This is a genomic window from Nitrosomonas nitrosa, assembly GCF_003051105.1.
Lineage (GTDB): Bacteria > Pseudomonadota > Gammaproteobacteria > Burkholderiales > Nitrosomonadaceae > Nitrosomonas > Nitrosomonas nitrosa.
Genome location: NZ_QAOO01000001.1, coordinates 100,665 through 127,248 on the forward strand (window position 1 = coordinate 100,665; position 26,584 = coordinate 127,248).

19 protein-coding genes are annotated in these 26,584 nt (G+C 44.5%); 16 read left to right on the forward strand and 3 right to left on the reverse strand.

The features are described 5' to 3' along the window. Nucleotides 1-16: 16 nt before the first annotated feature. The 3 genes from nuoL (at nucleotide 17) to nuoN (ending at nucleotide 5,037) form a co-directional block, all read left to right on the forward strand. Nucleotides 17-1,963 (forward strand): NADH-quinone oxidoreductase subunit L, encoded by a 1,947-nt coding sequence (nuoL, locus tag C8R30_RS00510; RefSeq protein WP_107783643.1) that lies wholly within the window; start codon nucleotides 17-19, stop codon nucleotides 1,961-1,963. Nucleotides 1,964-2,060: 97 nt separating this feature from the next. Then, the gene (locus tag C8R30_RS00515) at nucleotides 2,061-3,545 is read left to right on the forward strand and encodes an NADH-quinone oxidoreductase subunit M (RefSeq protein WP_090665981.1); all 1,485 of its coding nucleotides are present in this window, start codon (nucleotides 2,061-2,063) and stop codon (nucleotides 3,543-3,545) included. A gap of 46 nt (nucleotides 3,546-3,591) precedes the next feature. Then, nucleotides 3,592-5,037 (forward strand): NADH-quinone oxidoreductase subunit NuoN, encoded by a 1,446-nt coding sequence (gene nuoN / locus C8R30_RS00520; protein ID WP_090665983.1) that lies wholly within the window; start codon nucleotides 3,592-3,594, stop codon nucleotides 5,035-5,037. 133 nt (nucleotides 5,038-5,170) lie between these two features. Here the strand turns inward: nuoN and C8R30_RS00525 are convergent, their stop codons facing one another. Then, nucleotides 5,171-6,274 carry a PQQ-dependent sugar dehydrogenase gene (locus C8R30_RS00525; RefSeq protein WP_090665985.1) on the reverse strand — a complete coding sequence of 368 codons (1,104 nt, stop codon included), beginning with the start codon at nucleotides 6,272-6,274 and terminating at the stop codon, nucleotides 5,171-5,173. 150 nt (nucleotides 6,275-6,424) lie between these two features. Between C8R30_RS00525 and htpG the strand changes: the two genes are divergently transcribed. The 9 genes from htpG to dapE all read left to right on the forward strand — a co-directional run bounded on the left by htpG (nucleotide 6,425) and on the right by dapE (nucleotide 17,841). Then, complete coding sequence (gene htpG, locus C8R30_RS00530) at nucleotides 6,425-8,347, forward strand: molecular chaperone HtpG (protein ID WP_090665987.1); 1,923 nt, start codon at nucleotides 6,425-6,427, stop codon at nucleotides 8,345-8,347. Between the two features lie 165 nt (nucleotides 8,348-8,512). Further along, nucleotides 8,513-8,956: a methylated-DNA--[protein]-cysteine S-methyltransferase gene (locus C8R30_RS00535; protein WP_090665989.1), complete on the forward strand. Its 444-nt coding sequence runs from the start codon at nucleotides 8,513-8,515 to the stop codon at nucleotides 8,954-8,956. Next, on the forward strand, nucleotides 8,943-9,863 hold the full coding sequence (xerD, locus tag C8R30_RS00540) for a site-specific tyrosine recombinase XerD (protein ID WP_090665991.1): 921 nt from the start codon (nucleotides 8,943-8,945) through the stop codon (nucleotides 9,861-9,863). The genes C8R30_RS00535 and xerD overlap by 14 nt, the downstream gene beginning before the upstream one ends. 364 nt (nucleotides 9,864-10,227) lie before the next feature. Next, the gene (locus C8R30_RS00545) at nucleotides 10,228-11,445 is read left to right on the forward strand and encodes a pyridoxal-phosphate-dependent aminotransferase family protein (protein WP_107789261.1); all 1,218 of its coding nucleotides are present in this window, start codon (nucleotides 10,228-10,230) and stop codon (nucleotides 11,443-11,445) included. Nucleotides 11,446-11,644: 199 nt separating this feature from the next. Then, nucleotides 11,645-12,652, forward strand: a complete 1,008-nt coding sequence (locus C8R30_RS00550) for an MraY family glycosyltransferase (protein ID WP_090665995.1) — start codon at nucleotides 11,645-11,647, stop codon at nucleotides 12,650-12,652. Beyond that, nucleotides 12,639-14,561, forward strand: coding sequence for a polysaccharide biosynthesis protein (locus C8R30_RS00555; protein ID WP_090665997.1), 1,923 nt, complete (start codon nucleotides 12,639-12,641; stop codon nucleotides 14,559-14,561). Before C8R30_RS00550 ends, C8R30_RS00555 begins: the two co-directional genes overlap by 14 nt. Nucleotides 14,562-14,701: 140 nt before the next feature. Then, nucleotides 14,702-15,847, forward strand: coding sequence for an MlaE family ABC transporter permease (locus C8R30_RS00560; RefSeq protein ID WP_090665999.1), 1,146 nt, complete (start codon nucleotides 14,702-14,704; stop codon nucleotides 15,845-15,847). Continuing rightward, entirely contained in the window at nucleotides 15,847-16,635 is a 789-nt protein-coding gene (locus tag C8R30_RS00565) for an ABC transporter ATP-binding protein (protein WP_420812375.1), read from the forward strand. The genes C8R30_RS00560 and C8R30_RS00565 overlap by 1 nt, the downstream gene beginning before the upstream one ends. A gap of 72 nt (nucleotides 16,636-16,707) precedes the next feature. Then, on the forward strand, nucleotides 16,708-17,841 hold the full coding sequence (gene dapE / locus C8R30_RS00570) for a succinyl-diaminopimelate desuccinylase (protein ID WP_090666001.1): 1,134 nt from the start codon (nucleotides 16,708-16,710) through the stop codon (nucleotides 17,839-17,841). A 72-nt stretch (nucleotides 17,842-17,913) separates the two neighbouring features. On the opposite strand, the gene hemH is transcribed toward dapE, so the two are convergent. After that, nucleotides 17,914-19,005, reverse strand: coding sequence for a ferrochelatase (gene hemH / locus C8R30_RS00575; protein WP_090666003.1), 1,092 nt, complete (start codon nucleotides 19,003-19,005; stop codon nucleotides 17,914-17,916). Between the two features lie 50 nt (nucleotides 19,006-19,055). Next, nucleotides 19,056-20,078, reverse strand: coding sequence for a heat-inducible transcriptional repressor HrcA (gene hrcA, locus C8R30_RS00580; RefSeq protein WP_107789262.1), 1,023 nt, complete (start codon nucleotides 20,076-20,078; stop codon nucleotides 19,056-19,058). Nucleotides 20,079-20,311: 233 nt separating this feature from the next. Between hrcA and C8R30_RS00585 the strand changes: the two genes are divergently transcribed. From C8R30_RS00585 to C8R30_RS00600, 4 genes are all read left to right on the forward strand, one after another. Continuing rightward, nucleotides 20,312-21,196: an NAD kinase gene (locus tag C8R30_RS00585; protein WP_090666008.1), complete on the forward strand. Its 885-nt coding sequence runs from the start codon at nucleotides 20,312-20,314 to the stop codon at nucleotides 21,194-21,196. 9 nt (nucleotides 21,197-21,205) lie between these two features. After that, a complete protein-coding gene (recN, locus tag C8R30_RS00590; RefSeq protein WP_107789263.1) occupies nucleotides 21,206-22,894 on the forward strand; it encodes a DNA repair protein RecN in 1,689 nt (562 codons plus the stop codon). A 392-nt stretch (nucleotides 22,895-23,286) separates the two neighbouring features. Beyond that, nucleotides 23,287-23,736, forward strand: coding sequence for a DUF1488 family protein (locus C8R30_RS00595; RefSeq protein ID WP_090666012.1), 450 nt, complete (start codon nucleotides 23,287-23,289; stop codon nucleotides 23,734-23,736). 298 nt (nucleotides 23,737-24,034) lie between these two features. After that, entirely contained in the window at nucleotides 24,035-26,407 is a 2,373-nt protein-coding gene (locus C8R30_RS00600) for a fatty acid cis/trans isomerase (RefSeq protein ID WP_107789264.1), read from the forward strand. The last annotated feature ends 177 nt before the right edge of the window (nucleotides 26,408-26,584 follow it).

A 26,584-nucleotide genomic window follows, 5' to 3' on the forward strand; every position in this document is an offset into this window, starting at 1 on the left:
TATTTCACAAACATAGATGGAAAAACTTTATTTGTTGGTCCCGCTCGCACCCTTATTTGGTGCAATTGCTGCAGGGCTATTCGGTCGTTTTATAGGGACAACTTGGAGTCACCGCGTCACGATTGCGTTAGTGTTCGTTTCACTTATTGCTTCATTAGTTATTTTTGTTGATGTTCTGCAGGGTAATACATTCAACGGTAGTGTATATACCTGGATGGTTTTAGGTGAAACCCATTTCGAGATCGGATTTCTGATTGATTCACTTTCAGCCACGATGATGGTGGTTGTGACATTAGTATCCTTAATGGTGCATATTTATACCATAGGCTATATGCATGGAGATCCAGGCTATCAACGATTTTTTAGCTATATCTCACTATTTACTTTCTCCATGCTGATGTTGGTAATGTCCAACAATTTTTTACAACTTTTCTTCGGCTGGGAAGCGGTAGGCCTTGTTTCTTATTTATTAATTGGATTTTGGTATACCCGGCCGACTGCCATTTACGCTAACTTAAAAGCATTTTTAGTTAATCGTGTTGGTGATTTCGGTTTTCTACTCGGTATAGGTCTGGTATTAGTTTATTTTGGCACGCTAGATTATGAGATTGTCTTTGCACATGCGGGTCATATGGCTTCTCATTCCATAGAAATCGTCCCAGGGCAATCTTGGATGTTAATGACAGTGATCTGTTTATTGTTGTTTGTCGGTGCAATGGGGAAATCTGCGCAATTTCCATTACACGTATGGTTGCCTGATTCAATGGAAGGTCCGACCCCGATATCGGCTTTAATTCATGCTGCTACCATGGTTACAGCGGGTATTTTTATGGTTGCTCGCATGTCGCCACTCTTCGAGTTGTCAGAGATGGCGTTGACAATGATCCTAATTATCGGCGGGATCACCACATTATTTATGGCGCTAGTTGCCGTCGTACAAAATGATATCAAACGGGTTGTTGCTTTTTCTACGTTATCGCAGCTTGGTTACATGACTGTTGCACTAGGCGCTTCGGCATACTCAATTGCAATCTTTCATCTGATGACGCACGCCTTTTTCAAAGCTGTCTTATTTTTAGGCGCTGGTTCTGTAATCATCGCTATGCATCATGAACAAGATATGCGGCAAATGGGTGGATTAAAAAAATACATGCCGATTACTTATTGGACGATGTTTATTGCCGCATTAGCAAGTGCTGGTGTACCCGGGTTCTCCGGATTTTTTTCCAAGGATGCAATTATCGAAGCAGTGAAATTCGCTGACATTCCGGGTGCGGGATTCGCTTATTTCTGCGTACTTACTACCGTATTTGTCACGGCGTTATATACATTCAGACTCATGTTCATGACTTTTCATGGTGAGCCTCGAATGGATGCGCATACGCGGGATCATTTGCATGAATCACCATGGGTTGTTACCACACCACTCATTGTACTGGCAATCCCAACGATTGCAGCTGGTTGGTTGATCGGTCCGATGGTATTTGGTGATTATTTCGGTGGAGCGATTCAAATCCATCCCGAACATATCGCGGTTGCTAGCCTGGGAGCAGAATTCTCTGGCGTTATAGGTATGATGATGCATGCACTCGTCACGGTACCTTTCTGGCTCTCGGTCGCGGGTATTTTTACAGCATGGTTTTTGTATATACATCGAACAGAACTACCCGGAAAAATCAAGAAAATATCAGGCCCTATCTATACGTTACTTGATCGCAAATATTACATTGATGAGTTTTATTCATGGATGTTTGCGGGTGGTACACGTTCCCTCGGGAATATTTTATGGAAAATCGGCGATGTTAAAATAATTGACGGTTTTTTTGTCAATGGAACAGCACGTGTAGTCGCCTTAGCAGCATCGGTAGCAAGACATTTTCAATCGGGCTACATTTATCATTACGCATTTACGATGATTGTAGGTGTATTTATTTTAATGAGTTTGTGGCTTTTCTATTTCTAAAAATTGGCTGTAATAAACATTAAAAGTACCAGACTGTAGTTTTCATGGTGCTCAAAAAAACAAAAACGCATTTTCATGTAAACGAAATGGAATAATCATGTTGTTTGGATTCCCACTATTAAGTTTAGTTATCTGGTTACCTATTGTTGTTGGGTTAATCGTTCTGGCAATCGGAAGTGATCGTAATATATTGTTGACACGTTGGCTTTCGCTAATTGGGTCAATTGCTGGATTTATTGTAGCCATTCCACTCTATACTCGATTTGATCCTACCCTAAGTTCGATGCAGTTCGTAGAACAGTATGTCTGGTTCGAACGTCTGAATGTTTATTATCACATAGGTATTGATGGCATATCGATGCCATTAATTTTATTGAATTGTTTCATTACACCGCTCATTGTAATCGCAGGATGGGAAGTGATTCGTGAGCGTGTCTCTCAATATCTAGGTGCTTTCCTGATTATGTCAGGAATTGTCAATGGCGTATTTTCATCTTTGGATGCGGTGCTTTTCTATACTTTCTGGGAAGCATCGTTGATACCGATGTTTATCATCATTGGTGTTTGGGGGGGACCCAATAGAGTATATGCGGCAATCAAATTTTTCCTGTATACCTTGCTAGGCTCGTTGTTGATGTTGATTGCCTTGATTTATCTCTATCATGTATCCAATGGCAGCTTCTCGATACTTGATTATCATCAATTGCCACTGCCAATGATGCCGCAAATATTTATCTTTATAGCTTTCTTACTGGCATTTGCGGTTAAAGTACCGATGTGGCCTGTGCATACCTGGTTGCCAGATGCGCACGTTGAGGCACCAACGGGAGGATCGGTTGTCCTAGCTGCGATTTTACTAAAACTGGGTGGGTATGGTTTCTTGCGTTTTTCGTTACCGATTGCACCTGATGCGAGTATCTATCTTGCCGATATGATGATCTTGCTATCATTGGTTGCGGTGGTCTATATCGGTTTGGTTGCCTTAATGCAGCAAGATATGAAGAAACTCATTGCGTATTCCTCTGTATCTCATATGGGATTTGTGACACTTGGCTTTTTTCTGTTGAATGATCTCGGAATTGAAGGTGCGATGGTGCAGATGATTTCTCATGGATTCATATCCGGTGCAATGTTTTTGTGTGTGGGAGTCTTATACGATAGGCTGCATTCCCGGCAGATTGCGGATTACGGTGGGGTTGTAAATAAAATGCCTGTATTTGCTGCTTTTTTCATGTTATTTGCAATGGCTAATGCTGGATTACCCGGTACTAGTGGCTTCGTGGGTGAATTCATGGTCATCATGGGTTCGATCGAAGTAAGTTTTTGGTATGCTTTTTTTGCTGCTTTGACACTTATACTGGGTGCCGCTTATACATTGTGGATGTATAAACGAGTGATATTTGGTGCTATCGCAAACGCAAATGTAGAAGGACTAGAAGATATTTCCAAACGCGAATTCTTGTTACTGGCTATTTTAGCGGTAGCGGTATTGTGGCTAGGCGTTTATCCTTTTCCGCTAACTGAAATTATGCATGCGACGGTAGACAATCTATTACTTCATATGACGCATAGCAAGCTATAACAACATTTATTAATTAAACTAATTTTCCAGAGATTGAGGACAATTAATGGATTTTCTGCCGCCTGATTTTACTCCTGCTTATCCAGAAATATTTTTACTGGTCATGGTCTGTGTGGTTATGCTCGTTGACCTGCTCGTGGGTGAGAAGAGTCGTTATGTTGCCTTCTTTCTGGCACAGTTTGCGTTGATTGGCAGCGCTGTACTCACTTTTACCACATTTTCGACAGATATCAGCTATACCTTTTCAGACATGTTTGTCGATGATCCGATGTCTGACACGCTCAAGTTGATGGTTTATGCCACCGTTGCAGTTATTCTCATTTATTCGCGTACTTATATTGACGCGCGTGGTATGTTCAAAGGTGAGTTTTTCAGCCTTACTCTGTTTGCTACACTCGGTATGATGGTGATGATATCAGCTAGCCATTTTATGACGCTGTATCTTGGGCTAGAACTATTGTCACTGTCGCTTTATGCGCTGGTTGCTTTGCAGCGAGATTCAACAGCTGCGACTGAAGCGGCCATGAAATTCTTCGTACTTGGCGCATTAGCCTCGGGTTTCCTACTTTATGGAATGTCCATGGTGTATGGTGCGACGGGCTCATTACATACTGCACAACTATCCGGAATCATTCAATCTGGTGCAATTGATCATGCGGTTTTAGTTGTTGGGCTCGTATTCATCGTTGCGGGTATCAGTTTCAAGTTAAGTGCAGTTCCATTTCATATGTGGGCCCCCGATGTTTACCAAGGCGCGCCGACCGCAGTCACGCTTTTTGTGGGATCAGCACCGAAATTAGCGGCATTTGGTTTTGTTATGCGGCTACTAGTGGATGGTCTAGGTGAAATGGTCACAGATTGGCAGGGTATGCTTGTCATCTTGGCTGTTGCTTCTATGGCTGTTGGCAATATTGTTGCGATCGCCCAAACTAATATAAAACGAATGTTGGCATATTCGACCATATCGCATATGGGGTTTGTCTTGCTCGGATTTATTGCGGCTGGAGAGAATGGCTATAGCTCTTCCCTTTTTTATGTCATTGCTTATGTGTTGATGACGCTTGGCGCGTTTGGAATCATTATGATTCTTTCGCGTGAAGGTTTTGAATGTGAAAATATCAGTGATTTCAAAGGATTGAATCAACGTAACCCCTGGCTTGCGCTAATTATGATGTTTTTGATGCTTTCTATGGCCGGCATTCCTCCAATGATTGGTTTTTATGCAAAATTATCTGTTTTACAGGCGGCATTGAGTGCGGGCTACGTATGGTTGACGGTTATTGCTGTAATGCTTTCCTTGATTGGCGCCTTTTATTATTTGCGCATTATCAAATTGATGTATTTTGATGCACCGGAAAGTGAAGCGCCTATTTTCCCTGAACCGGATATTAAGGCGTTGATTAGCATCAATGGTATAGCCGTGATCGCACTTGGTATTTTCCCACAGGCGCTTATGGGACTTAGTCTTTACGCTATACAGCAGTCAATGTAATTTTGTTTTTGCGCCATTTTCCAGGAATTGGTTAAAGGCTAGTTGGCTATTGATAGAACAAGTGCCACGACTAATTCTAAAAAATTAGAACTAGGCACTTGATTTATTCATAGCTCTTCTTGCCGGCATTCCTTCAAGGTTGCGTATAACTGATGCGATATATTGCGCCAGCGAGATCGTCTGAAACTAGAAGGGCGCCATCTGGCATGACTAATACATCGACTGGACGGCCCCAAGCTTTACCTTCATCAAGCCATCCGGCTGCAAAAGTTTCTTTTGAGGCTGCTTCATTGGTTGCTAGCTGAACTGACACCAATTGATAGCCAGAATGGGTGCGTTGATTCGAGGAGCCATGCTCGGCAATAATGATTCGGCTTTTATAGTCAGCCGGGAACATTTTGCCTGTATAAAAGCGCATTCCGAGTGGCGTGGCGTGCGCCTCAAGCTCCTGAACAGGAGGGGTTGAACGTTCACATCCTCGTTTAGCACCATACTTAGGATCGAGGATGTTGCTTGCATGACAGTATGGAAATCCAAAATGCATACCTTGGGTTGGAGCGTGGTTGAGTTCATCAGGTGGTATGCTCTCGTTCATCCAATTTCGGCCTATCTCAGTAAACCAGAGCTCTTTTGTTTCAGGATGCCAATCAAACCCGGCAGAATGGCGTATACCTTGTGCGTAGACTTCATAGTGGCTGCCGTCTGGCTTCATGCGCGCAATATGAGCATATTTTGATTGGTCCGCTTCACAGGCGTCGCAAGGAGCGCCCACGGAAACATAAAGCAAATTATCAGGACCGAAAGCAATATAGCGCCAACCATGAAAATCTTCTTTGGGAAGACGATCGAATATTTCTATGGGCTGAGTTGGCTGATCAAGATTATCTTCGATTTGATCAAAGCGAAGAACTCTATTGATTGCTGAAACATACAAGGAGCCTTTATGAAAGGCTACACCTGATGGCAGTTTCAACTTACTGGCAATGGTTCTTACTTGACGCTCGCCGTTTTGTTCGGTAATTGCATAAACATTGCCAGCTGACCGTGATCCGACAAATACGGTCCCCTTGTCACCTAGAGCGAGTGCACGGGCATCAGGGACCGTCGCCCACAAATCAATAGAAAAACCAGGCGGTAATTTGATTTTTTCAAGAGGCAAGTTTATATCTTTAGCGACAGCAAAAATGCCATTGCTTAAAGTACTGAGAAATAGCATAAAAATGATCAATAATTTCATAACGGAATTGATTGGAGAGTTATTGTTGATTAGGTATTTTTGACGTAGGGTATTAATTGGAAAGCCTTATTCCTGCCCATGTTCATAGTAGCGACTTGAAATCGATCAATTCACCCCCACAATGTTACCGCATTTTTTAAGGAGAAAACTATGCAAGCTGCAATAAACAAAGAACATATGAATTTCCAAGCCGAAGCCAAACAGCTTTTGAAATTAATGATTCACTCCTTATACAGCAATAAGGAAATATTTTTACGTGAACTGATTTCCAACGCGTCAGATGCCGCGGACAAGCTGCGCTTCGAAGGACTGACTGATGGAGCTTTGTTTGAGAACGATTCCGATCTGAAAATACGTGTTAGCTATGACAAGACAGCACGCACGATTACCATTTCCGATAATGGCATTGGAATGTCAAGACAAGAGGTTATCGATAACATTGGTACGATTGCGAAGTCAGGAACGCGTGAATTTTTTAACTCACTGACTGGGGATCAAGCTAAAGACGCGCATTTAATTGGGCAGTTTGGCGTCGGTTTCTACTCAGCGTTTATCGTGGCAGATAAAGTGATCCTGGTCACCCGCCGAGCTGGTCTAACAGCCGAACATGGCGTGCGATGGGAATCCTCAGGGGAAGGAGATTACACATTAGAAACAGTTGATAAAAAAGACCGCGGTACTGAAATCATCCTGCATTTAAGGGAAGGGGAAGATGAGCTTTTAAGTGGTTTAAGGTTGCGATCGATCATACGCCGATACTCTGACCATATTACTTTGCCGATTATCATGAAAAAGGAAGAATGGTCGCAGGAAAGTAACGAGTACAGAATTACCGATGAAGATGAAACCATTAATCAGGCCAGTGCGCTTTGGGCGCGACCTAAAAGTGAAATCACTCAGGAACAATATGAGGAATTTTATAAACATGTCGCACATGATTTCGAACCCCCACTAACCTACGTCCATTCGAGAGTCGAGGGTAAACAGGAATATACTCTACTGCTCTATATCCCATCACGTGCGCCTTTTGACTTATTTGATCGCGAGCGTCGGCAAGGTATCAAATTATACGTTAGACGTGTCTTTATCATGGACGATGCAGAAAAGCTATTACCTAATTATTTGCGTTTCGTTCGCGGGATCATAGATTCTAACGATCTGCCATTGAATGTGTCGCGCGAAATTTTGCAAGAATCCAAAGATATCGACAATATACGTGCAGGATCAGTGAAAAAAATGCTTGGATTGATCGAAGATCTGGCTAGCAGCGATAAAGAAGAGGATTGCGAGAAATTCAAAACTTTTTGGAAAGAGTTTGGGCAAGTTCTTAAAGAGGGGGTGGGTGAGGATTATGCTAATCGTGAACGCATCGCCAAGTTACTTCGTTTTGTTTCGACGAGCAGTGAAACAGACGAGCAAACCGTATCGCTGGATAATTATATTGCACGTATGAAAGAAGGGCAGGATAAAATTTATTACGTGACGGCAGATAGTTTAAAAGCAGCGAGAAGTAGTCCACACTTAGAAATATTCCGCAAGAAAGGAATTGAAGTTTTATTGCTATCAGATCGTGTGGATGAATGGTTAGTGGCCAATCTAACAGAATATAATGGTAAGCAATTACAATCTATTGCAAAAGGCAGTCTTGATCTCGGAAAGCTTGAAGACGAGGCAGAGAAAAAAGAGTACGAAAAAGAGGCAGATGAGTACAAAGAACTCGTTACTAAAATGAAAGAGGTTCTGGGCGAACGAATCAAGGATGTACGGGTTACGTTTCGTTTAACTGAATCACCCGCCTGCTTGGTAGTGGATGCGCATGATATGAGCGGTAATCTCGAGCGATTGCTTAAATCAGCAGGGCAGAAGGTTCCGAATACCAAGCCTATCCTGGAAATCAATCCGCATCATCCAATGGTGCAACGGTTGAAATATGAAGAAGCAAAATTTTCGGATTGGAGCAATATCCTTTTCGATCAAGCCTTGCTTGCAGAAGGCGGGCAACTCGAAGATCCAGCTTCATTTGTCAGAAGACTCAATGATCTACTCCTGCAAAATGTTTTGAGTGGTAAATGATGAAACGAGTAGTTGGTTTGGATACCAATGTAGAGCGCAATAATACTTATCCATAACCAGTATTCAGGATGAGGGATGTACTGAGAGCAGAAGGAGCGATAGTACGTGCGTAAGTCGAATAAAGATTCAGAATTCAAATTATCAAAAGACTATCAAGCAAGACTAATGACTCCTTTTGCTGTATTAGGAATTCGTACAGAAGAAGATTGGTTGACCGATATAGATTATCTGCCGCTCGATACTCCATCGCTTGCCCCAACCAATCAATTAGCTGAGGAAGTGTGTAAGCAATTACTCGCTTATTTAGCTAACCCAGCATTTGTTTTTGATTTGTCACTTCATATTAGCGGTACCGTGCATCAGCAGCGTGTGTGGAATGCTATTCAACGCATCCCCTGTGGTTCAACCCGCAGCTACGCCGATATTGCGCATCAGCTCCATTCAGCACCACGTGCAATTGGACAAGCGTGTGGTGCTAATCGCCTTCCTATTGTCATTCCCTGCCATCGTGTCATTGCAAAAGATGGCAGTTTGGGAGGATTCATGCACGCGAGTGATGGCATGCCGTTGAATATCAAACGTTGGCTCCTCGAACATGAACGTGCATGATCGCGAAGAGATCAATACAAAATTGTTGGACGAATTTACCGATACACTTTGGCTGGAAGATGGGTTATCCCGTAATACGTTGACCAGTTACCGCAGTGATTTGGAGCTTCTGGGTGAATGGCTAGCAAAACAAAGCCCTGACAAATATTCTCTCATAGAAGCTACACACCCCGATTTACTGGCGTTTCTCGCTACCCGAATTTCTCTGCAGACTAAAGCCAGTACGATAAGTCGCACTTTATCCAGCATCAAGCGGTTTTATCGATTCTTGCTTCGTCAAGGAAAAATCCTGATCGACCCAAGCCTTAATATCGATCGCCCTAAGGTACCTCGCTATTTACCGGGAAGTTTAACTGAAACAGAAGTTGAAGCGCTGCTAAGTACACCAGATATTACCCATCCGCTTGGCTTTCGCGATCGAACAATGTTGGAAGTACTTTATGCTACTGGATTGCGTGTATCCGAGTTAGTGGAGCTTAAGCTCTCTCAAATAAGTTTGGACATGGGGGTGGTACGTGTTACAGGCAAGGGAACCAAGGAGCGACTTGTCCCGCTTGGTGAAGAAGCGCTGGATTGGGTCAGCGATTACATTAAAAAAACGCGATCATCTCTGTTAAATAACCATGTGACGGATAAATTGTTCGTGACAACACGCGGAGATGCAATGACACGCCAAGCTTTCTGGTATCTCGTTAAGCGTTATGCAGCGCAGGCTAGTATCAGCAAACCGTTGTCACCGCATACATTACGGCATGCTTTTGCAACTCATCTCCTGAATCACGGCGCCGATTTGCGCGTCGTTCAACTCTTGTTGGGACATGCCGATATTTCAACCACTCAGATCTATACGCATGTTGCGCGAGAAAGGCTCAAACAAATACACACCAAGCATCATCCCAGAGGTTGACTGAAGAAAAAGGATTTTTCATACCCATAGCAATAATGCGCGACAATAACGAGTAACGAGCCGAGATTGAAGTTCATGCTGATGCCTCCTGATCGCACGCAATAATGATTTTGCAGTTATTCAGTCATTGTCATTCGGTCGCGCAGAAAACTTTAATTCCCGTGGGGTAGTAGACTACCTACGTTTTCCCTGCAGGTCCTTATTTAGAATCAATAAAGATATAAAGCTGAATTAAGTAATAATGCAAAGTGTTATGCAAGCGCGTATTTCAGCGTGACTTTCCATAGTCAAATGTCTGTTCCCTTGATAGAATCGCCTTCTTGTTTTTTTAAATATTGTTACATTTATTATTTTAGGAATATCAATGGCTACCCAAGATTTTCGTCCAGAGAAAAAAATTTCGATCTTTTATCCTCCACAGCGTGTATTGATGGGCCCTGGTCCGTCAGATACTCATCCACGTGTGTTATCTGCGATGGCGCGTCCCACACTGGGTCATTTGGATCCTGTATTCACAGATATGATGGAAGAGCTGAAAAGTTTGATGCGTTATGCATTTCAAACTGCCAATTTGCTAACGTTCCCCGTATCAGGTCCTGGGTCGGTTGGGATGGAAATGTGCTTCGTCAACATGATCGAGCCAGGAGACAAGGTCATTGTTTGCCGTAATGGCGTGTTTGGTGGACGAATGATAGAGAATGTTGAGCGTCACGGGGGGGTGGCTATTGTCGTGGATGATAAATGGGGAGAGCCCGTCGATCCTCAGAAAGTAGAAGATGCGCTCAAAAAGAACCCTGATACGAAAATTTTAGCATTCGTGCATGCCGAGACTTCTACCGGTGTCCAATCAGATGCCAAGACGCTTAGTGAACTTGCCAAACGCTATGATTGCCTGACGATCATGGATACGGTGACCTCACTAGGCGGAACGCCTATCTATATCGATGGTTGGGGAATTGACGCGGTGTATTCTGGTAGCCAGAAATGTTTGTCTTGCCCGCCTGGCTTATCACCGGTCAGTTTTTCCGAACGCGTGGTTGATTTAGTGAAGAATCGCAAACATAAAGTACATAGCTGGTTCATGGATATCAATTTGTTATTGGGTTACTGGGGATCTTCGCGTACTTATCATCATACTGCTCCCACTAATGCATTATATGGATTGCACGAAGCTTTATTGATGTTGTATGAGGAAGGTCTGGAGCATTCCTGGGCACGCCATATGCGCAATCATAAAGCATTAAAGGCTGGATTGCAGACGATGGGTATAGAATATGTGGTAGCCGAACCCTATCGTTTGCCGCAGTTGAATGCTGTCCATGTACCAGTAGGCGTGGATGAAAAGGAAGTACGCCGTCGATTGCTAGCGGAATATAATTTGGAAATTGGAGCGGGATTGGGAGGTTTTGCTGGAAAAATCTGGCGCTTTGGTTTGATGGGGACTTCAAGCCGAGTTGAAAACGTTGTTTTCTGCTTGAACGCTCTGGAAAAGATTTTCTCGGATATGGGAATGAAGGTTGAGCGAGGAGCTGCAGAAGTGGCTGCGCATCGAACATATGCAGCTAATCCTAATACACTCTAATTTAGAGTATTGAAGCCATTTGAATAAAAAGCAATCACTTTTTTCTGTTTCGTTGCAAGAGTAAAAGTGATTGCAAGCATTTTTTAAAAATCAATTTTCAAGCGTTTTGCTAGGCACATTCAAAGCCCATCTGAATGGATGCGTTGCTTTTTTGTGCTTAGCTCGCCAATCGTTGTCTTTTCCGCGATAATCCCGTTTTATGGATCCGGGATTTCCTATTCGACTTATTTTGGCGCCACTGTTGACATGTGGGGTAACCTATTTACTGATTTCTTGGTTGGTGAGTTGCTACGCACCTAAGATACTGGACCTCCCCAATACACGCTCGTTACATACCACACCTACTCCACGCACCGGCGGGATAGGTTTGATCGTGTCGATTCTGTTAGGGTGGTGGCTGTTTTCTGCTGCTTTGCCCTTAGCATTATGGCTGGGCGTCGCATTGCTTGCGATTATTTCACTGGCTGACGATAGGATCAATTTATCCATCTGGCTGCGCCTTTTTACCCACATTCTCGTGGGTATAGGGTTTTCCTTGTTGTTCTTGTTGAATGGGCAACACTGGTTAATAGCGATAGCCATTGGGCTTGTAATAGTATGGATGATCAATCTATATAACTTTATGGATGGCTCTGACGGACTCGCTGGCGGAATGGCACTTATTGGTTTTGGTTTCTATGGTGTGGCTGCATTGCTTGCGAATGACCATGAATTCGCACTGGTGAATTTTTGTATCGTGGGAGCCGCGAGTGCCTTTTTACGATTCAATTTCCACCCTGCCCAAATATTTATGGGCGATGTAGGCGCAATTCCTTTAGGGTTCATGGCGGCAGCGTTGGGTCTCATGGGTTGGATGAAAGGATTGTGGGTTTTATGGTTTCCGGTATTGGTGTTTTCATTTTTTATAGTTGATGCAACGGTGACATTGATAAAGCGGTTTTTCCGAGGCAAGAAAATTTGGCAAGCACATCGGGAGCACTACTATCAGCGAATCATACAAAGCGGATTGGGACATCGTAATATGGCTTTAATAGGTTATCTAATGATGCTACTTACGGGGGGAAGCGCAATCTGGGCTGCTTCATACGATTTAATTACATTGAATTGGTTGACGGTGATGTGGGGGGGGGCTTATTTGATTATAATGCTCGCTTTTGATCGATCTCAGCGCTATTCCCTCGATAAATTACAGAATGATCGCAAGTAAATTTCATAAACGCTCTCTCATCGCTTTCATTCATGATTTTATTGCTGTGATCGCAGCGTGGTGGCTTGCCTATCTATTTCGCTTCAACTTCGAAATTCCGCCCGATTTTCAACTTTCCTTCCAAGAAAATTTATTCTGGATTGCACCCACCCAAGCTGCAATTTTTTATTCGTTCGGCCTTTATCATGGGTTATGGCGTTATGCCAGCTTACCTGATTTAAAACGAATAGTTTTAGCTGTAGTACTTGGTGCAGTTATCGTACCGTTTGTCATCTATATGCTGAAGCTTCCTATTTTGGTTCCCCGTGCAGTGATTTTTCTCGCGCCACTGCTGTTGCTCTTGATCATGGGAGGAAGCCGAGTTCTTTATCGTTCATGGAAAGAGAGACGTTTTTATAACTTAAAAAATTCAGAACATAAATCGGTCATCGTACTCGGAACAGGCAGTACCGCCATCAATCTAGTAAAGGATTTGATTCGGAGCCCTGATTGGCAGGTTGTGGGTTTGCTCGGTGATAATCCCAAGAAACTCGGTACACGTCTGCATGGGGTGAGGGTATTGGGGATGATCGATGAATTACCCGTTTGGGTTGAAAAATTAGGTGTCAGCCACGTCATCATTGCGATGCCTGCAGCGTCACAGAGCGTGCGTCGGCAAGCCCTTGAGATGTGTACACATCTCGGTATCAAAGCGCTGACCATTCCCTCTTACGCTGATCTAGTGAGTGGGAAAATGACGGTATCGCAAATCCGCGATATCGAGTTGGACGATTTGTTGGGACGTGCACCAGTGGTGCTCGATACCGAAGGATTACATGATCTGTTAACAGGAAAGATAGTGCTTATTACAGGTGCAGGTGGCTCGATAGGTTCGGAACTATGTCGTCAAATCATGGCATTCAATCCAGGGCAGTTAGTGTTGTTGGAAGTGAATGAACTTGCGCTCTATACTGTTCAAGAAGAATTTCTCGCCAAATTTCCAGCGATCGCTATGGCCTTCGTCATCGGAGATATTAAAGATCAGGCAAGACTGCAACAGGTTTTTGCAAGATATCAGCCTACTGTCGTCTTCCACGCAGCGGCATATAAACATGTTCCCTTAATGGAAATCGACAATGCCTGGCAGGCAGTGTTGAATAATGTCTATGGAACTTATCAGCTGGCGAAAGTCGCCATCGAATATCGGGTTGAGAAGTTTGTTTTGATTTCAACCGATAAAGCGGTCAATCCCACCAATGTTATGGGAGCAAGTAAACGATTGGCCGAGATGGTATGCCAAGCGCTTCAGCAATCGGTTCTACATGCTGAGAATAACGGAACAACGCCAGCAAAAACCTGTTTTGTCATTGTCCGTTTCGGTAATGTCTTAGGCAGTACCGGGAGCGTGATTCCAAAATTTAGAGAGCAAATTACAAAAGGCGGGCCTATAACCGTAACTCATCCTGAAATTTCCCGCTACTTTATGTCCATTCAGGAAGCTGCGCAATTAGTCTTGCAGGCTGGTTTGATGGGCGGGGTGAAAGGTGGCGGAGAAATTTTTGTCATGGATATGGGGGATCCTGTCAAAATTGTCGATTTAGCCAAAGATATGATTCGATTATCCGGCTTGAGCGAAGAAGATATCAAAATCGTCTATACCGGCTTGCGTCCTGGTGAAAAGTTGCACGAGGAGCTGGCTACTGAGAATGAGAGTACCGTCCCTACTCAACATGAAAAACTACGTATCACCCTTTCTGATCAAGTCAATGAGCAATGGCTTGATTCATTGGTGGATTGGTTTGCTACGCAGCGCGTATTGAATGACGATGAAGTGAAATCGGCTTTAGCGAAATGGGTTCCCGAGTATTCTGATAGAAAAGTAGATGAACAAAGTGCATTAACGGAGCAGAAAGTTGAAATAACTGGGTAACGGAATAGATGTGGCTTATTGGGTGATTGATTCAGTACGCAGGCGGGAGCATAAAATCTTTAGCTAATTTTTTCTTGTAATATTTTAAATGTATCAATTATCAGCGAGCCCCACTATTTTTTGGGCGTACATCTATAACCATGTCAGCCAATCGTCTTAGTGAAGAAATCTCACCTTGGTATCAATTGAGTACCTCAAATGGTGCTTCGAGTATCAAACTGACTGGCCATTACACTTTGATCGCTCTGGATCAAGAATTGCTAAAAGTAGCTAGCCGGCTAAAATATTTTGCTACGCAGTCCGAGCTTCACTGGGATTTGACTAACATTCAGCAAATGGATCATGCTGGCGCGGTTCTGATTTGGCGCGCGTGGGGAAAACAATATCCATCTCGATTGTCGATACGTCCCGATCAGGAAAAATTGTTTGTTCATTTAGAAAAAGCTCATCCGGCACCTAAATCTGAGCGTCGCGATCTTCTCTGGCCTGTCCTGACACTTGGCAGACGCTTTTTTTTGTTTTGGGATCATTTGCTCGGCATCATTACGCTTTCTGGACAGGTTTTGCTGGATATTCTGTATTTGATCAGACACCCGAGACAGATCCCATTTCGAGAGATTTCCGCTAACTTGTTTAGAACGGGAGCACAGGCGCTCGGAATTACCGCATTGGTGGGTTTTCTTATCGGGATTGTTCTGAGTTACCTGACTTCTGAACAACTCCATACTTTCGGTGCCGATGTCTTTATCATCAATATTCTGGGAATGAGTATCATTCGGGAGTTAGGTCCGATGCTTGCAGCGATACTGGTGGCGGGGCGATCAGGATCTTCAATGACCGCTCAGCTTGGTGTCATGCGCGTTACTGAAGAATTGGATGCACTTACCGTAATGGGGATTCCCCATAGTTTACGTTTAGTGTTACCCAAAATTATTGCACTGGGGATTGCAATGCCACTGGTGGTGCTTTGGACGAGCGCAGTGGCTCTGCTGGGTGGTATCTTAGCAGCCGATTTGCAGATTGGACTTAATTTTAATTACGCATTAAGCAGCCTGCCGGATGCCGTACCTGTCGCGAATTTATGGATAGGGTTAGGTAAAGGTGTTGTCTGTGGAATGACCATCGCTTTGATTGCCTGTCATTTTGGTTTGCGTATCAAACCCAATACCGAAAGCCTGGGAGAAGGCACAACCAATTCTGTTGTCACGTCCATTACAGCTGTCATTCTGATCGATGCAATTTTCGCGGTGGTTTTTTCAAACGTAGGTCTCAAGATTCCGAGATAATGAATGATATGGGCGAAGATCGTGTGATCGAGATTGAGGGTCTATATACGCGCTTTGGTAGCCACGAAATTCACCAAGATATCAGTCTAAGCGTTTATCGTGGCGAGGTGTTGACATTGGTAGGGGGGTCGGGCAGCGGTAAAACGACCTTGTTGCGGCAAATGCTAGGACTGGAAACACCTGTACAAGGGAATATAAAGATTTTTGGCTACTCCCGCTACGACTGTAATCTCGAATTGTTGAGAAGCTTACGCAATCGTTCTGGTGTATTGTTCCAGCAAGGAGCGCTTTTTAGTGCATTGACTGTCTACGACAACATTGCATTACCCATGCGAGAGTTGCATTGCCTGGATGACGAGATGATACGTGATTTGGTAATGCTGAAATTGGATATGGTCGATGTCGATCCGCAGCATGCTAACAAACGGCCTGCTGAATTATCAGGTGGAATGATCAAGCGGGTCGCATTGGCGCGTGCGCTAGCGCTGGACCCGGAGCTGTTATTTTTGGATGAGCCTACCGCTGGTCTCGATCCGGGGCTGAGCGAAAGTTTTGTCGAGCTAATTCAAACACTCCGTCAAGAACTTACTCTCACGATCGTAATGGTCACACATGATCTGGATACCTTGGCTGCGATATCTTCGCGCATCGCAGTACTGGCCGACCAACGTCTCGTTGGATTAGGTCAACTGCAGGAAATTATCCGGATCGATCACCCTTTCATCAAGGATTTTTTTCTCGGGGAACGCGGCCGCAATGCCTTGCGTCATTTAGTGCCTCCTTCTTGAAACCTGGTCGGCAGGGATATGCATGATTCTGGTAGATGTTGTTAAGTTAACCAAAAAATAAGGAAAAATATTATGTCTGTTGACACGTTGGCGCTGGCTCAAACGCTGATTGCTCGCCGTTCTCTAACGCCTGTTGATGATGGATGTCAGGCGATCTTGATCGATCGACTCAAAAGAATCGGGTTTAGCATTGAAAGTATGCGCCATGGCGAAGTGGATAACTTATGGGCACGTAGAGGTAGTACACGGCCAATTGTTTGTTTTGCCGGGCATACCGATGTCGTTCCGACAGGCCCGTTGGCACAATGGGTGAGTGATCCCTTTATTCCCACGATACGGAATGGCAGACTTTACGGGCGTGGAGCAGCCGATATGAAAACTTCAATCGCAGCTTGTGTTACGGCTATAGAGCGATTTATTCAGGCACATCCTCAGCACCAGGGATCGATTGCCTTGCTGATCACATCAGACGAAGAGGGTGCAGCGGTAGAGGGTACCGTCAAGGTAGTGGAAACACTTAAAGCGCGTGGAGATTCGATCGATTACTGCATCGTCGGAGAACCCACCTGTAGTGAGAAACTCGGCGATACCATCAAAAATGGACGTCGAGGTTCTTTATCAGGAAATCTGACAATCAGGGGGATACAAGGACATATCGCTTATCCGCATCTCGCCAAGAATCCCATTCACCTGGCTGCACCGGCTATCGCAGAACTTGCACAAACCGAATGGGACCGAGGGGATGAGTATTTTCCACCGACGACCTGGCATATATCAAATATTCATGGTGGAACCGGTGTGACCAATGTTATACCTGGTGAAGTCAATCTACTGTTTAACTTCCGTTTTTCGACCGCAAGCACAGTCGAGTCGCTCAAGCAGCGCCTTCATGACATCCTCGATCGGCATGGGCTTGATTATGATTTGCAATGGTCGCTGTCTGGTAAGCCCTATCTTACACCCAGAGGAAAGCTTGCTGATGCGCTTGGCATGGCGATTAAAACGGTGACTGCCATCGAACCAGAGCTTTCTACTACAGGCGGTACGTCGGATGGCCGTTTTATCGCCGATATTTGCTCTCAGGTAGTTGAATTTGGGCCATGCAACGCAACTATTCATAAACTCAACGAGTATGTCGAGGTAGCGGATATAGAGCGGTTATCAGAAATTTATCGGCTTACGATCGAGCAACTGCTTCTAAACTGATTTTTCTTACCGAATCTTACGCCTCTTAGGGGAGCGCTATAATCAAATGAATGATTGTTTATTTCTGATAGTTTAGTCAATTGCGCCCATTTCGAGTGCCAGTTTGCGTGATTGTTCGGCCTCTTCTTCGGTATATTCTGATTCCAGCCACCCTTGCAGATGGGTGTAGACCATATCGCTCAACGCTTTGATCCAGTCTTTATGTTCATTGAGGCAAGGAATGAAATGAAATTCCTGGCCACCCGCCTCTATAAAGGTTTTTCTTCCTTCGATCGCAATTTCTTCCAGTGTTTCTAGGCAATCGGCGACAAACCCTGGGCATACGACATCGACACGCTGTGTTTTCAATTTGCCAAGTTCCTTGAGTACCACGGCAGTATAAGGTGTTAACCATTTCGCATTACCGAAGCGGGACTGAAAGCAGACTTGGTATTGTTCAGTATCGAGTTCTAGCGCTTCTGCTAGCAGTCTGCCAGTTTTCTGGCATTCGCAGTGATAGGGATCGCCTTTGTCGAGCGTTTTGCGGGGTACACCATGGAAACTGATAATGAGCTTATCGGGTTTGCCATTGGCCGCCCAGTAGTCTTGGATATTTTGTGTCAGGGCGGCTATATAGCCTGGGTGATCATGAAAATGCTTAACCGTTCGGATAGCTGGGATATTACGCATTTTCTTCAACTCAGAGAAAAGGCTGTCCATGGCTGATCCTGTGCTGCTGGCCGCGTATTGTGGAAACAATGGAAATGCTAAGATACGGTCGCAACCTCGATCTTTCATACGATGCAAAATATCGGCGATTGAGGGATTGCCAATATTCATGGCATATTCAACAACAGGAGCGGGCTTGATACGTTCCTCCAAAGTGCGTGCCAGTAATTTGGTTTGATGTTCGGTATGGACTTTTAGTGGAGAGCCCTCTGGCATCCAGATTTGCGCATATTTCTCTGCTGATTTCCTAGGACGTGTATTGAGAATAACGCCATTCAGGATAAACCACCAAATCCACCGGGGAATTTCTATTACACGCGGATCGCTGAGAAATTGTTTTAGGTAAGGCCGTAGCGCTTTAGCCGTAGGGGCGTCGGGTGTTCCCAGATTGATCAATAACACACCTATTTTACTGAGTGTGCCGTGCTGATAAGCGGGTTCTGGAGACAGGGTCATTTAATTTATACCTATGTGGCTTCGCATAGACACAGTTTACGAATTGTTGATTAATTTTGTGATAGTCCGCTGGTAAGCAATTTGGCGGTAATGTCGACGATAGGAATCACACGTTCATAAGCCATGCGCCTTGGGCCGATGACACCGACTGTCCCAACGACTTCTCCTTCGATTTCATAGGGGGCGGTGACGACGCTGACTTCGTTCAAGACAGCGACATCAGATTCTCCACCTATGAAAATTTTTACGCCATGCGCCTGACGACTTAATTCCATCAGCCTAAGCAGTTTAGTTTTGCGCTCAAATAATTCAAATAATTCTTTGAGATTGGCTAGATTATCGGAGAGATCTTTGACGTCGAGAAGTTTATGCTCGCCAGCAAGTATGACTGCTTCACTACTTTCCCGGATGACATCACTGCTTACTTCAATCGCCGTATTCATGAGTTTGGTCATGTCGGAACGTAATTGCTTCAATTCATTTTGAAGCCGGCTGCGAATTTCTTCTATTGTGCAGCCTGCGTAGTGCTGATTGAAAAAGTTGCTTGCTTCAATCAAATCTGATTGACTGTACGCTGTTTCAGTAAAAATAATGCGATTCTGCACGTCGCCTTCTGGCGTAACCATGATGAGCAGAATACGTTTTTCGGACAACGCCATAAACTCAATGTAACGGAAGACGGCACCGCCGGAACGTTTAGGTGTGATGACTACGCCTGCAAACCGAGTCAATTCCGAAAGCAGTTGTGATGCGACATTGATGAGCCTTGATGGGTTATCGGGATGCATCTGATTTTCCAGAAGAGAGACTTCTTTGCTATCCAACGATTTGACTACCAGCAAGCTATCGACAAAAAAACGGTAGCCTAACGCTGTCGGAATCCTTCCTGCTGATGTATGAGGGCTTGTGACATAGCCCATTTCTTCAAGGTCGACCATGACATTACGAATCGTGGCAGGGCTGAGGTCCAAACCTGAAAATTTCGAAAGCGAACGGGAACCAACTGGCTCGCCATCATGAATATAGCGTTCAACCAGAGTCTTGAGCAAAATTTTGGTACGTTCGTTAAGCATCTGTTTATTCTACACGATTCAATCCTACTGGAAGAGGATGTTGTAAGATAAAATTCTGTCTTATCCCGTCAATAGATTACTATCGAGAAAAATCATCATGCGCGGTTTATCGCGCTTCCAATGACTAACTGAGTAATATTTTACCTTTCAGATTTTTTGCCTTTCAGCTATGCTGCGTTGGTATTGCAAATTTTTCTAAGGACATTTGATATTTCAAATCATATTTTGTTTCAATGAGCGCTTTTTTCAAAAAAATTGCCTTGATCGGCAAGCATAAGAATCCAGATATCCTCGCCCCGTTATTGAGTTTAGCGAATTATTTGATCAGCCGCGACTTTGAGGTCGTGCTGGACCAATTGACTGCCGCGCATATCGGCAAAATTGACTATCCAGTACTGACATTGGAGGAAATCGGGGCACAAGCCGATCTTGCAGTCGTTTTGGGTGGAGATGGAACGATGCTCAATATTGCGCGGATTCTTGCGCCGTTTAACGTGCCTTTGGTGGGGGTCAATCAAGGTCGGCTTGGTTTTTTAACTGATTTGACGGTCGATACTATGATAGAAACACTTGGTGCAATGCTGGATGGACAATTCGTGACAGAACAGCGAATGCTCTTGTCAGCCGAGGTGCTACGAAATGAAATCTGTGTATTTAGGGCGTTAGCTTTCAATGACGTGGTCGTGCATCGAGGAATCAGCAGCGGGATGATTGAATTCGAAGTGGGAATCAACAATGAATATGTCTATTCGCTGCGTTCCGATGGGCTGATTGTGGCAACACCCACCGGTTCGACAGCGTATGCGCTTTCTGCAGGTGGTCCCATTCTTCACCCTGGTCTGGATTTGATCGAACTGGTGCCGGTTTGTCCGCATACCTTAAGTAACCGCCCCATCGTGGTTGCGCCGGATGCCTCGATTGAGATTAAAGTACGTTACACGACCGAAACTAAAATCTATGCAGACAGTCATTCCTGGTTTGACTTGGGGGAGCATGACAAAATTGTCGTGCGGCGTTTTTCCGAGACGGTTAAATTGTTGCATTCAGTCGATCATAGCTTTTACCGTATGTTGCGGGAAAAGCTAGGGTGGAGTGGTATTCCCCAAAAGAATCATTGATAGGCGGCAATGCTAGTCCATTTGACTATTCGTGATTTTGTGATTGTCGATCTGGCTGAACTGACTTTCAAATCAGGTTTTACAGTTTTGACCGGTGAGACGGGTGCTGGAAAATCCATTTTGATTGATGCTCTAATGTTGGCTTTGGGTGGGCGTGGTGAAATAGGGCAGATCCGTCATCGCTGTGAGCGTGCTGAAATCATTGCAGAGTTCGATATCAGTGCATTGCCAGTGATGCAGAATTGGCTGCAGGAACAGGATTTGCAGGGTGATCCGAACGCATGCCTCATTCGCCGTATCGTCGACATCAATGGTCGCTCTCGCAGCTTTATCAATGGTCACAGTGTGACATTGCAACAGCTGCGTGCTGCAGGCGAATATCTGGTAGACATTCATGGGCAACATGCCCACCAATCGTTATTGCGTAACGATACTCAGCGTCAGCTACTAGATGGGTACGCAGGCAACGAAAAATTGGTCAAGGAGGTCGCTGCAGCTTATCAGCGGTGGCAACAACTGTATCAACAGTTAGTGATTTGGCAGCAAAATAGTGCGCAATTTTTGCAGGAACGCGCGCAATTAGATTGGCAAATTCAAGAAATTTCCACCTTGAATTTTTCTCCTGAAGAATGGCAACAATTACAAACCGACCACAATCGCTTGACGCACATGGCCAGTTTGCTGGAAACCATCGAATCCAGTTTGGCCGTATTGTCGGAAAACGAATTGGCGGTGCTGGAGCAATTGCGTATGGTACTGGCCCGTTTGCATCAGTCACTCGATATAGATCATGATCTCAAATCGCCTTATGATTTGCTTGAGTCAGCTCAAGTGCAATTGCAGGAAGCCGTGTACGAATTGAAGCACTATCAGCAATCCCTAGACCTCGATCCGCAAAGCTTGCATGTTGTGGAGGAACGAATCACAGCCATCCATGCATTGGCTAGAAAATATCGTATCCTGCCGGAGGCGTTACCAGAATTGCTGCTGGAGCTGACTCAGCGATTACAGACGCTCAGTAATGATACCGATGGGATTGGCCTCACTGAAGCCGTATCAGCAGCCAAGCATGCTTATGACAAACTTGCCAACAAGCTCAGCAGCAAAAGAAGAGAAGCTGCAGCGAAACTTGCTCAGCAGGTAACGGAAGCAATGCAGACACTGGCCATGGCGGGAGGGTGTTTTGATATCGTTTTAAATCCTGTTGATCCTGACGGCGCACAGGGTGGTATGCATGGACTCGAACAAGTTGAGTTTAAGGTTTCAACACATAAAAATTTACCAACCCGGCCGCTAGCCAAAGTTGCGTCAGGTGGCGAATTATCACGCATCAGCCTTGCGATACAAGTCATTACCAGCCAGGTGGGTACAGCACCAACCTTGATATTTGATGAAGTGGATGCAGGTATCGGTGGCCGCGTCGCAGAAATTGTCGGAAAACTTCTCAGGCAATTAGGGAAAACCAGACAGGTATTTTGTATTACTCATTTAGCCCAGGTTGCTTCGATGGGAGAGCAGCATTGGCAGGTTTCCAAGGCAGCACAATCGAATATTGGCGGTGTGGTGAGTGCAATTCGTTTATTAACCGAGCAAGAACGTGTCGAAGAAATTGCGCGTATGTTGGGTGGGATGAAAATAACGGACACTACCCGCCAGCATGCTATCGAGATGTTGCAAGGCAGCGGATCGACACCGTAGCCGTTAGAAACGATTCAAATGAATACTTTTCTGGCGGTAGTCCTTTGCTAGATAAACATTGAAATTAATTAATACAGCTTTAACATCGAAATATATTTGAAGTAATAATGCAATGCTTGGGATAACAGGGGTGTTTCGCTTTTGCCCCAGTATTCTGCAAAACTGAAATATAAATGCCTCATACCTTGCTGTAAGACATTATCTTTACCAGCATCTTACCAGCCAAATCTTTTTTACCTGCTGAAGAAAAATCACCGTGTATAGCCATTTCGATCGGGTTCAGTTCTAATGGCACCCTCTCTTAAGTTATCGATTATTCAAGGCATCATCAATGATTATTTAAATATAGCTAAATTGTTCGTGTAATCGTTCATTAGCCATGCATTAAATTGATGAATAATAGTTTATCTAATGCGGCGCTAGATGTGCTGCAAGATAGACTTGGATGGCGCAAATTTTATTCAAGCTTAGTCATTTTTTTCCGATATGAAGTAAATAAAAATAAAAATCATAAACAACGAGTGGATATGGATGAAACGATTTTATACTCTGAATGGAGGTTTTCTGAACCTGAGTGGATTCCAGCCAATTGCACCCACGATAGCATTATTATGTTTGTTGCATCCTGTGGTTCGTTACGATTTTATTGTGGGATTACCCAAGAAGCTATCAATGATTATTTTCAGAATACTGAGGATACTCGCGAAATAGCAATGTATACATATAAAAAACATGCCGATCGTATTCATGCGGTGGCTGTGAAGCTTATTAAACATGGTACGGTTTATATTAATGGTTTGTATTTGATTACGTCTGATTTGGCGTATTACTATCGTCTTTAGCGACAAATTCGCCAGACAATGAACTGTGAGGGAGAACAGTGTAGAGCAGTTCTGTTTATTTCATTAGTTCTTCCCGCAGCCCCTTCCCCCGAAGGATTATTCTTCCAAGTCGTAAGCTCAAACTTCAATCAGAAAAGACAGTTCTAAGCTGTTAATTTGGAAAGCTATCTATGATATCCGGTCTTGCAGGAGGCCGTAATACTTATTACGAGCTCTCTACAAAGACAATACTGTGCTTCCGATAAAACTGACCATGCTGTAGAATTTTTGCTCATTTGAAAAAAGCAGAGTTTAGCCGATGCGTGTGTTACGTCCGTTGTTGTATCTGTTTGGTCTCCTTTCTTTGTTATTTTTGTTTCTGATTATGAGTGGTTCGATATCGGATAGCAACCCAATACCGGCTTCTGTTCTGCCTGCACCAGTCAAGCAACGGGTATCCTATACAAAAGAAATTCAGCCTATCCTTGAGTCCAAATGTCTTGCTTGTCACAGCTGCTTCGACGCTCCTTGCCAGCTCAAACTGGAAAATACCGAGGGATTGTTGCGTGGCGCGATTCATGAAGAAATATATGATGGTGTACGTACTGAGGCCATGTCGCCCACCCGATTAGGTATCGATGAATTGACGATAGATGGCTGGCGGGAGAGGGGATTCTTTTCGGTGCTTCACGCTGAAAATGAACAGTCACTTCCCCTCATGTTAAGCATGCTTAGGTTGGCAAAGCAGCATCCTTTCCCACCGAACAGTAAACTGCCGGATTCAATTGAATTGGGTATTACGCATAAAAATCATTGTGTTTCCAGCGATGGATTTCCGGATTATGCTCGGGAAAATCCACTCAAAGGGATGCCTTTTGCCACCACTGGACTGAGTGATCTGGAATATGCGCTTATGGCTGGCTGGCTGGAACAAGGCGCAATGGTTCCAAAGGAAACTATTATCCTTACCGAGGGCGAGAAACAGGCTATTGGTGCATGGGAATCGCTATTTAATCGGGAAGATAAACGAGGTCGGTTGGTTGCACGCTGGTTATTTGAACATTTGTTTCTAGCGTATTTATACTTTCCAGATCAGGAGGGTGAGCTGCGTTTTTTCGAATTGTTGCGCTCATCAACCCCTCCAGGTAAAGCTATTAATCCGATTGCAACCGTTAGCCCAAATGATGATCCGGGTGGGCCATTCTTTTATCGATTGCGGCCGGTTATAGGTAGTATCGTACATAAGCGGCGCATTACCTACCCTCTGGATCGGGCAAAGCAACAGCGGATCGACGAATTGTTTTTCAGCGAATACTGGCCTGTAGGTGAGTTGCCAGGCTATACCTATACCGAGCGTGCCAATCCATTTGTGACATTTGCTGCAATACCGGCTTACGCACGCTATCAATTTATGCTGGATGAAGCGGAATATTTCGTACGCACCTTCATTCATGGCCCAGTATGCCGTGGCCAGATTGCAACCGATGTGATCCGCGACCACTTCTGGACATTGTTTCAAGCACCTGAATCTGACCTTTACGTTACAGATGAGGCTTATCGGGAGGAAGTCACACCTATGCTCGGATTGCCCGGGCAGAACGACGACCTGCTAAAAGCAGGCGACAACTGGATGCGGTATCTTGGACGCCGTAACGATTATTTGGCAAAACGTCAGAAGCAGTATGTATTGCGACAACCAAGTGGTGCTTCGCTCACCCATATTTGGGACGGAGATGGCCAAAATCAAAATGCGCTATTGACCATTTTCCGTCATCACAACAGTGCGTCAGTTGTGAAAGGGCTCGTGGGTGATATTCCACAGACCATATGGTGGATAGATTATCCGTTATTGGAAAGGACTTATTATGAGTTAGTGGTCAATTTCGATGTATTTGGTAATGTTGCTCATCAATTGCTGACGCGGCTTTATTTCGACCTCATACGCAATGGCTCCGAGCATAATTTTCTGCGCTTGATACCTGCCGGCCACCGTAAAACCTTGTTAGATGACTGGTACCAGGATCTGGGGAAATTAAAGTTTGGTATCGTTTACCAAGATATCGATGATGAATCGCCAGCGGCTGAACGTTTTATCACGGAAAAGCCGAAACAAGAACTGATGTCGCGTATCCTCGATCGCTTCCACTTAATTAATGCGATGGCACTCGACCCGTTAAATCGTTGCCAAGAAAAAAACTGTAGCCGAGTTGATCGGCCTCTCTGGATTCAGCAATCTGATCAGGCGCTAGCGAGTATTGCAGCTCGTCCTGCCACTGAAATTATTGGCATAATGCAGCTTCCTGAAGTAACCTTCATCCGGGTCACGCATGAGGAAGAGGGGCGTACCGTTTATACGGTGTTGCGGAATCGGGCGCATAGCAATGTCGCCTTTATGTTGGGGGAAGAGCTGCGTTATCAACCTAAGAAGGATAATCTTACAGTCTACCCCGGAATTACGGGCAGTTATCCTAACTTTATCTTTGACGTTCCTGTTACTCAGATGGAAAATTTTGTGTCAATGTTACGTGTTGCTGGGAAGCCGGAAGATTTCGAACAAATTGTTAAGACATGGGGGATTCGACGTACGCACCCCCAATTCTGGGAAATCCTACACGACATCACAGCCTGGCAGAAATCGGAGCAGCCTTTGAAAGCAGGAGTGTTTGATATCAATCGATACGAGAATTTTTAAGGTATGTCCAGGAGTGAAACACTGTTTTTCTGCAAAAAAAGTGTGGAGGTGGTATGCGCAATTTTTTACACTACCAGAGTAAAACAGCACGTTTAAAACCGCGCAAAGCCCTTCCTCGGTCATGCTCCTTAGTTACTTCAGTAAGAAAAACCCGAGAAAGTAGCGCATCAATGTTCC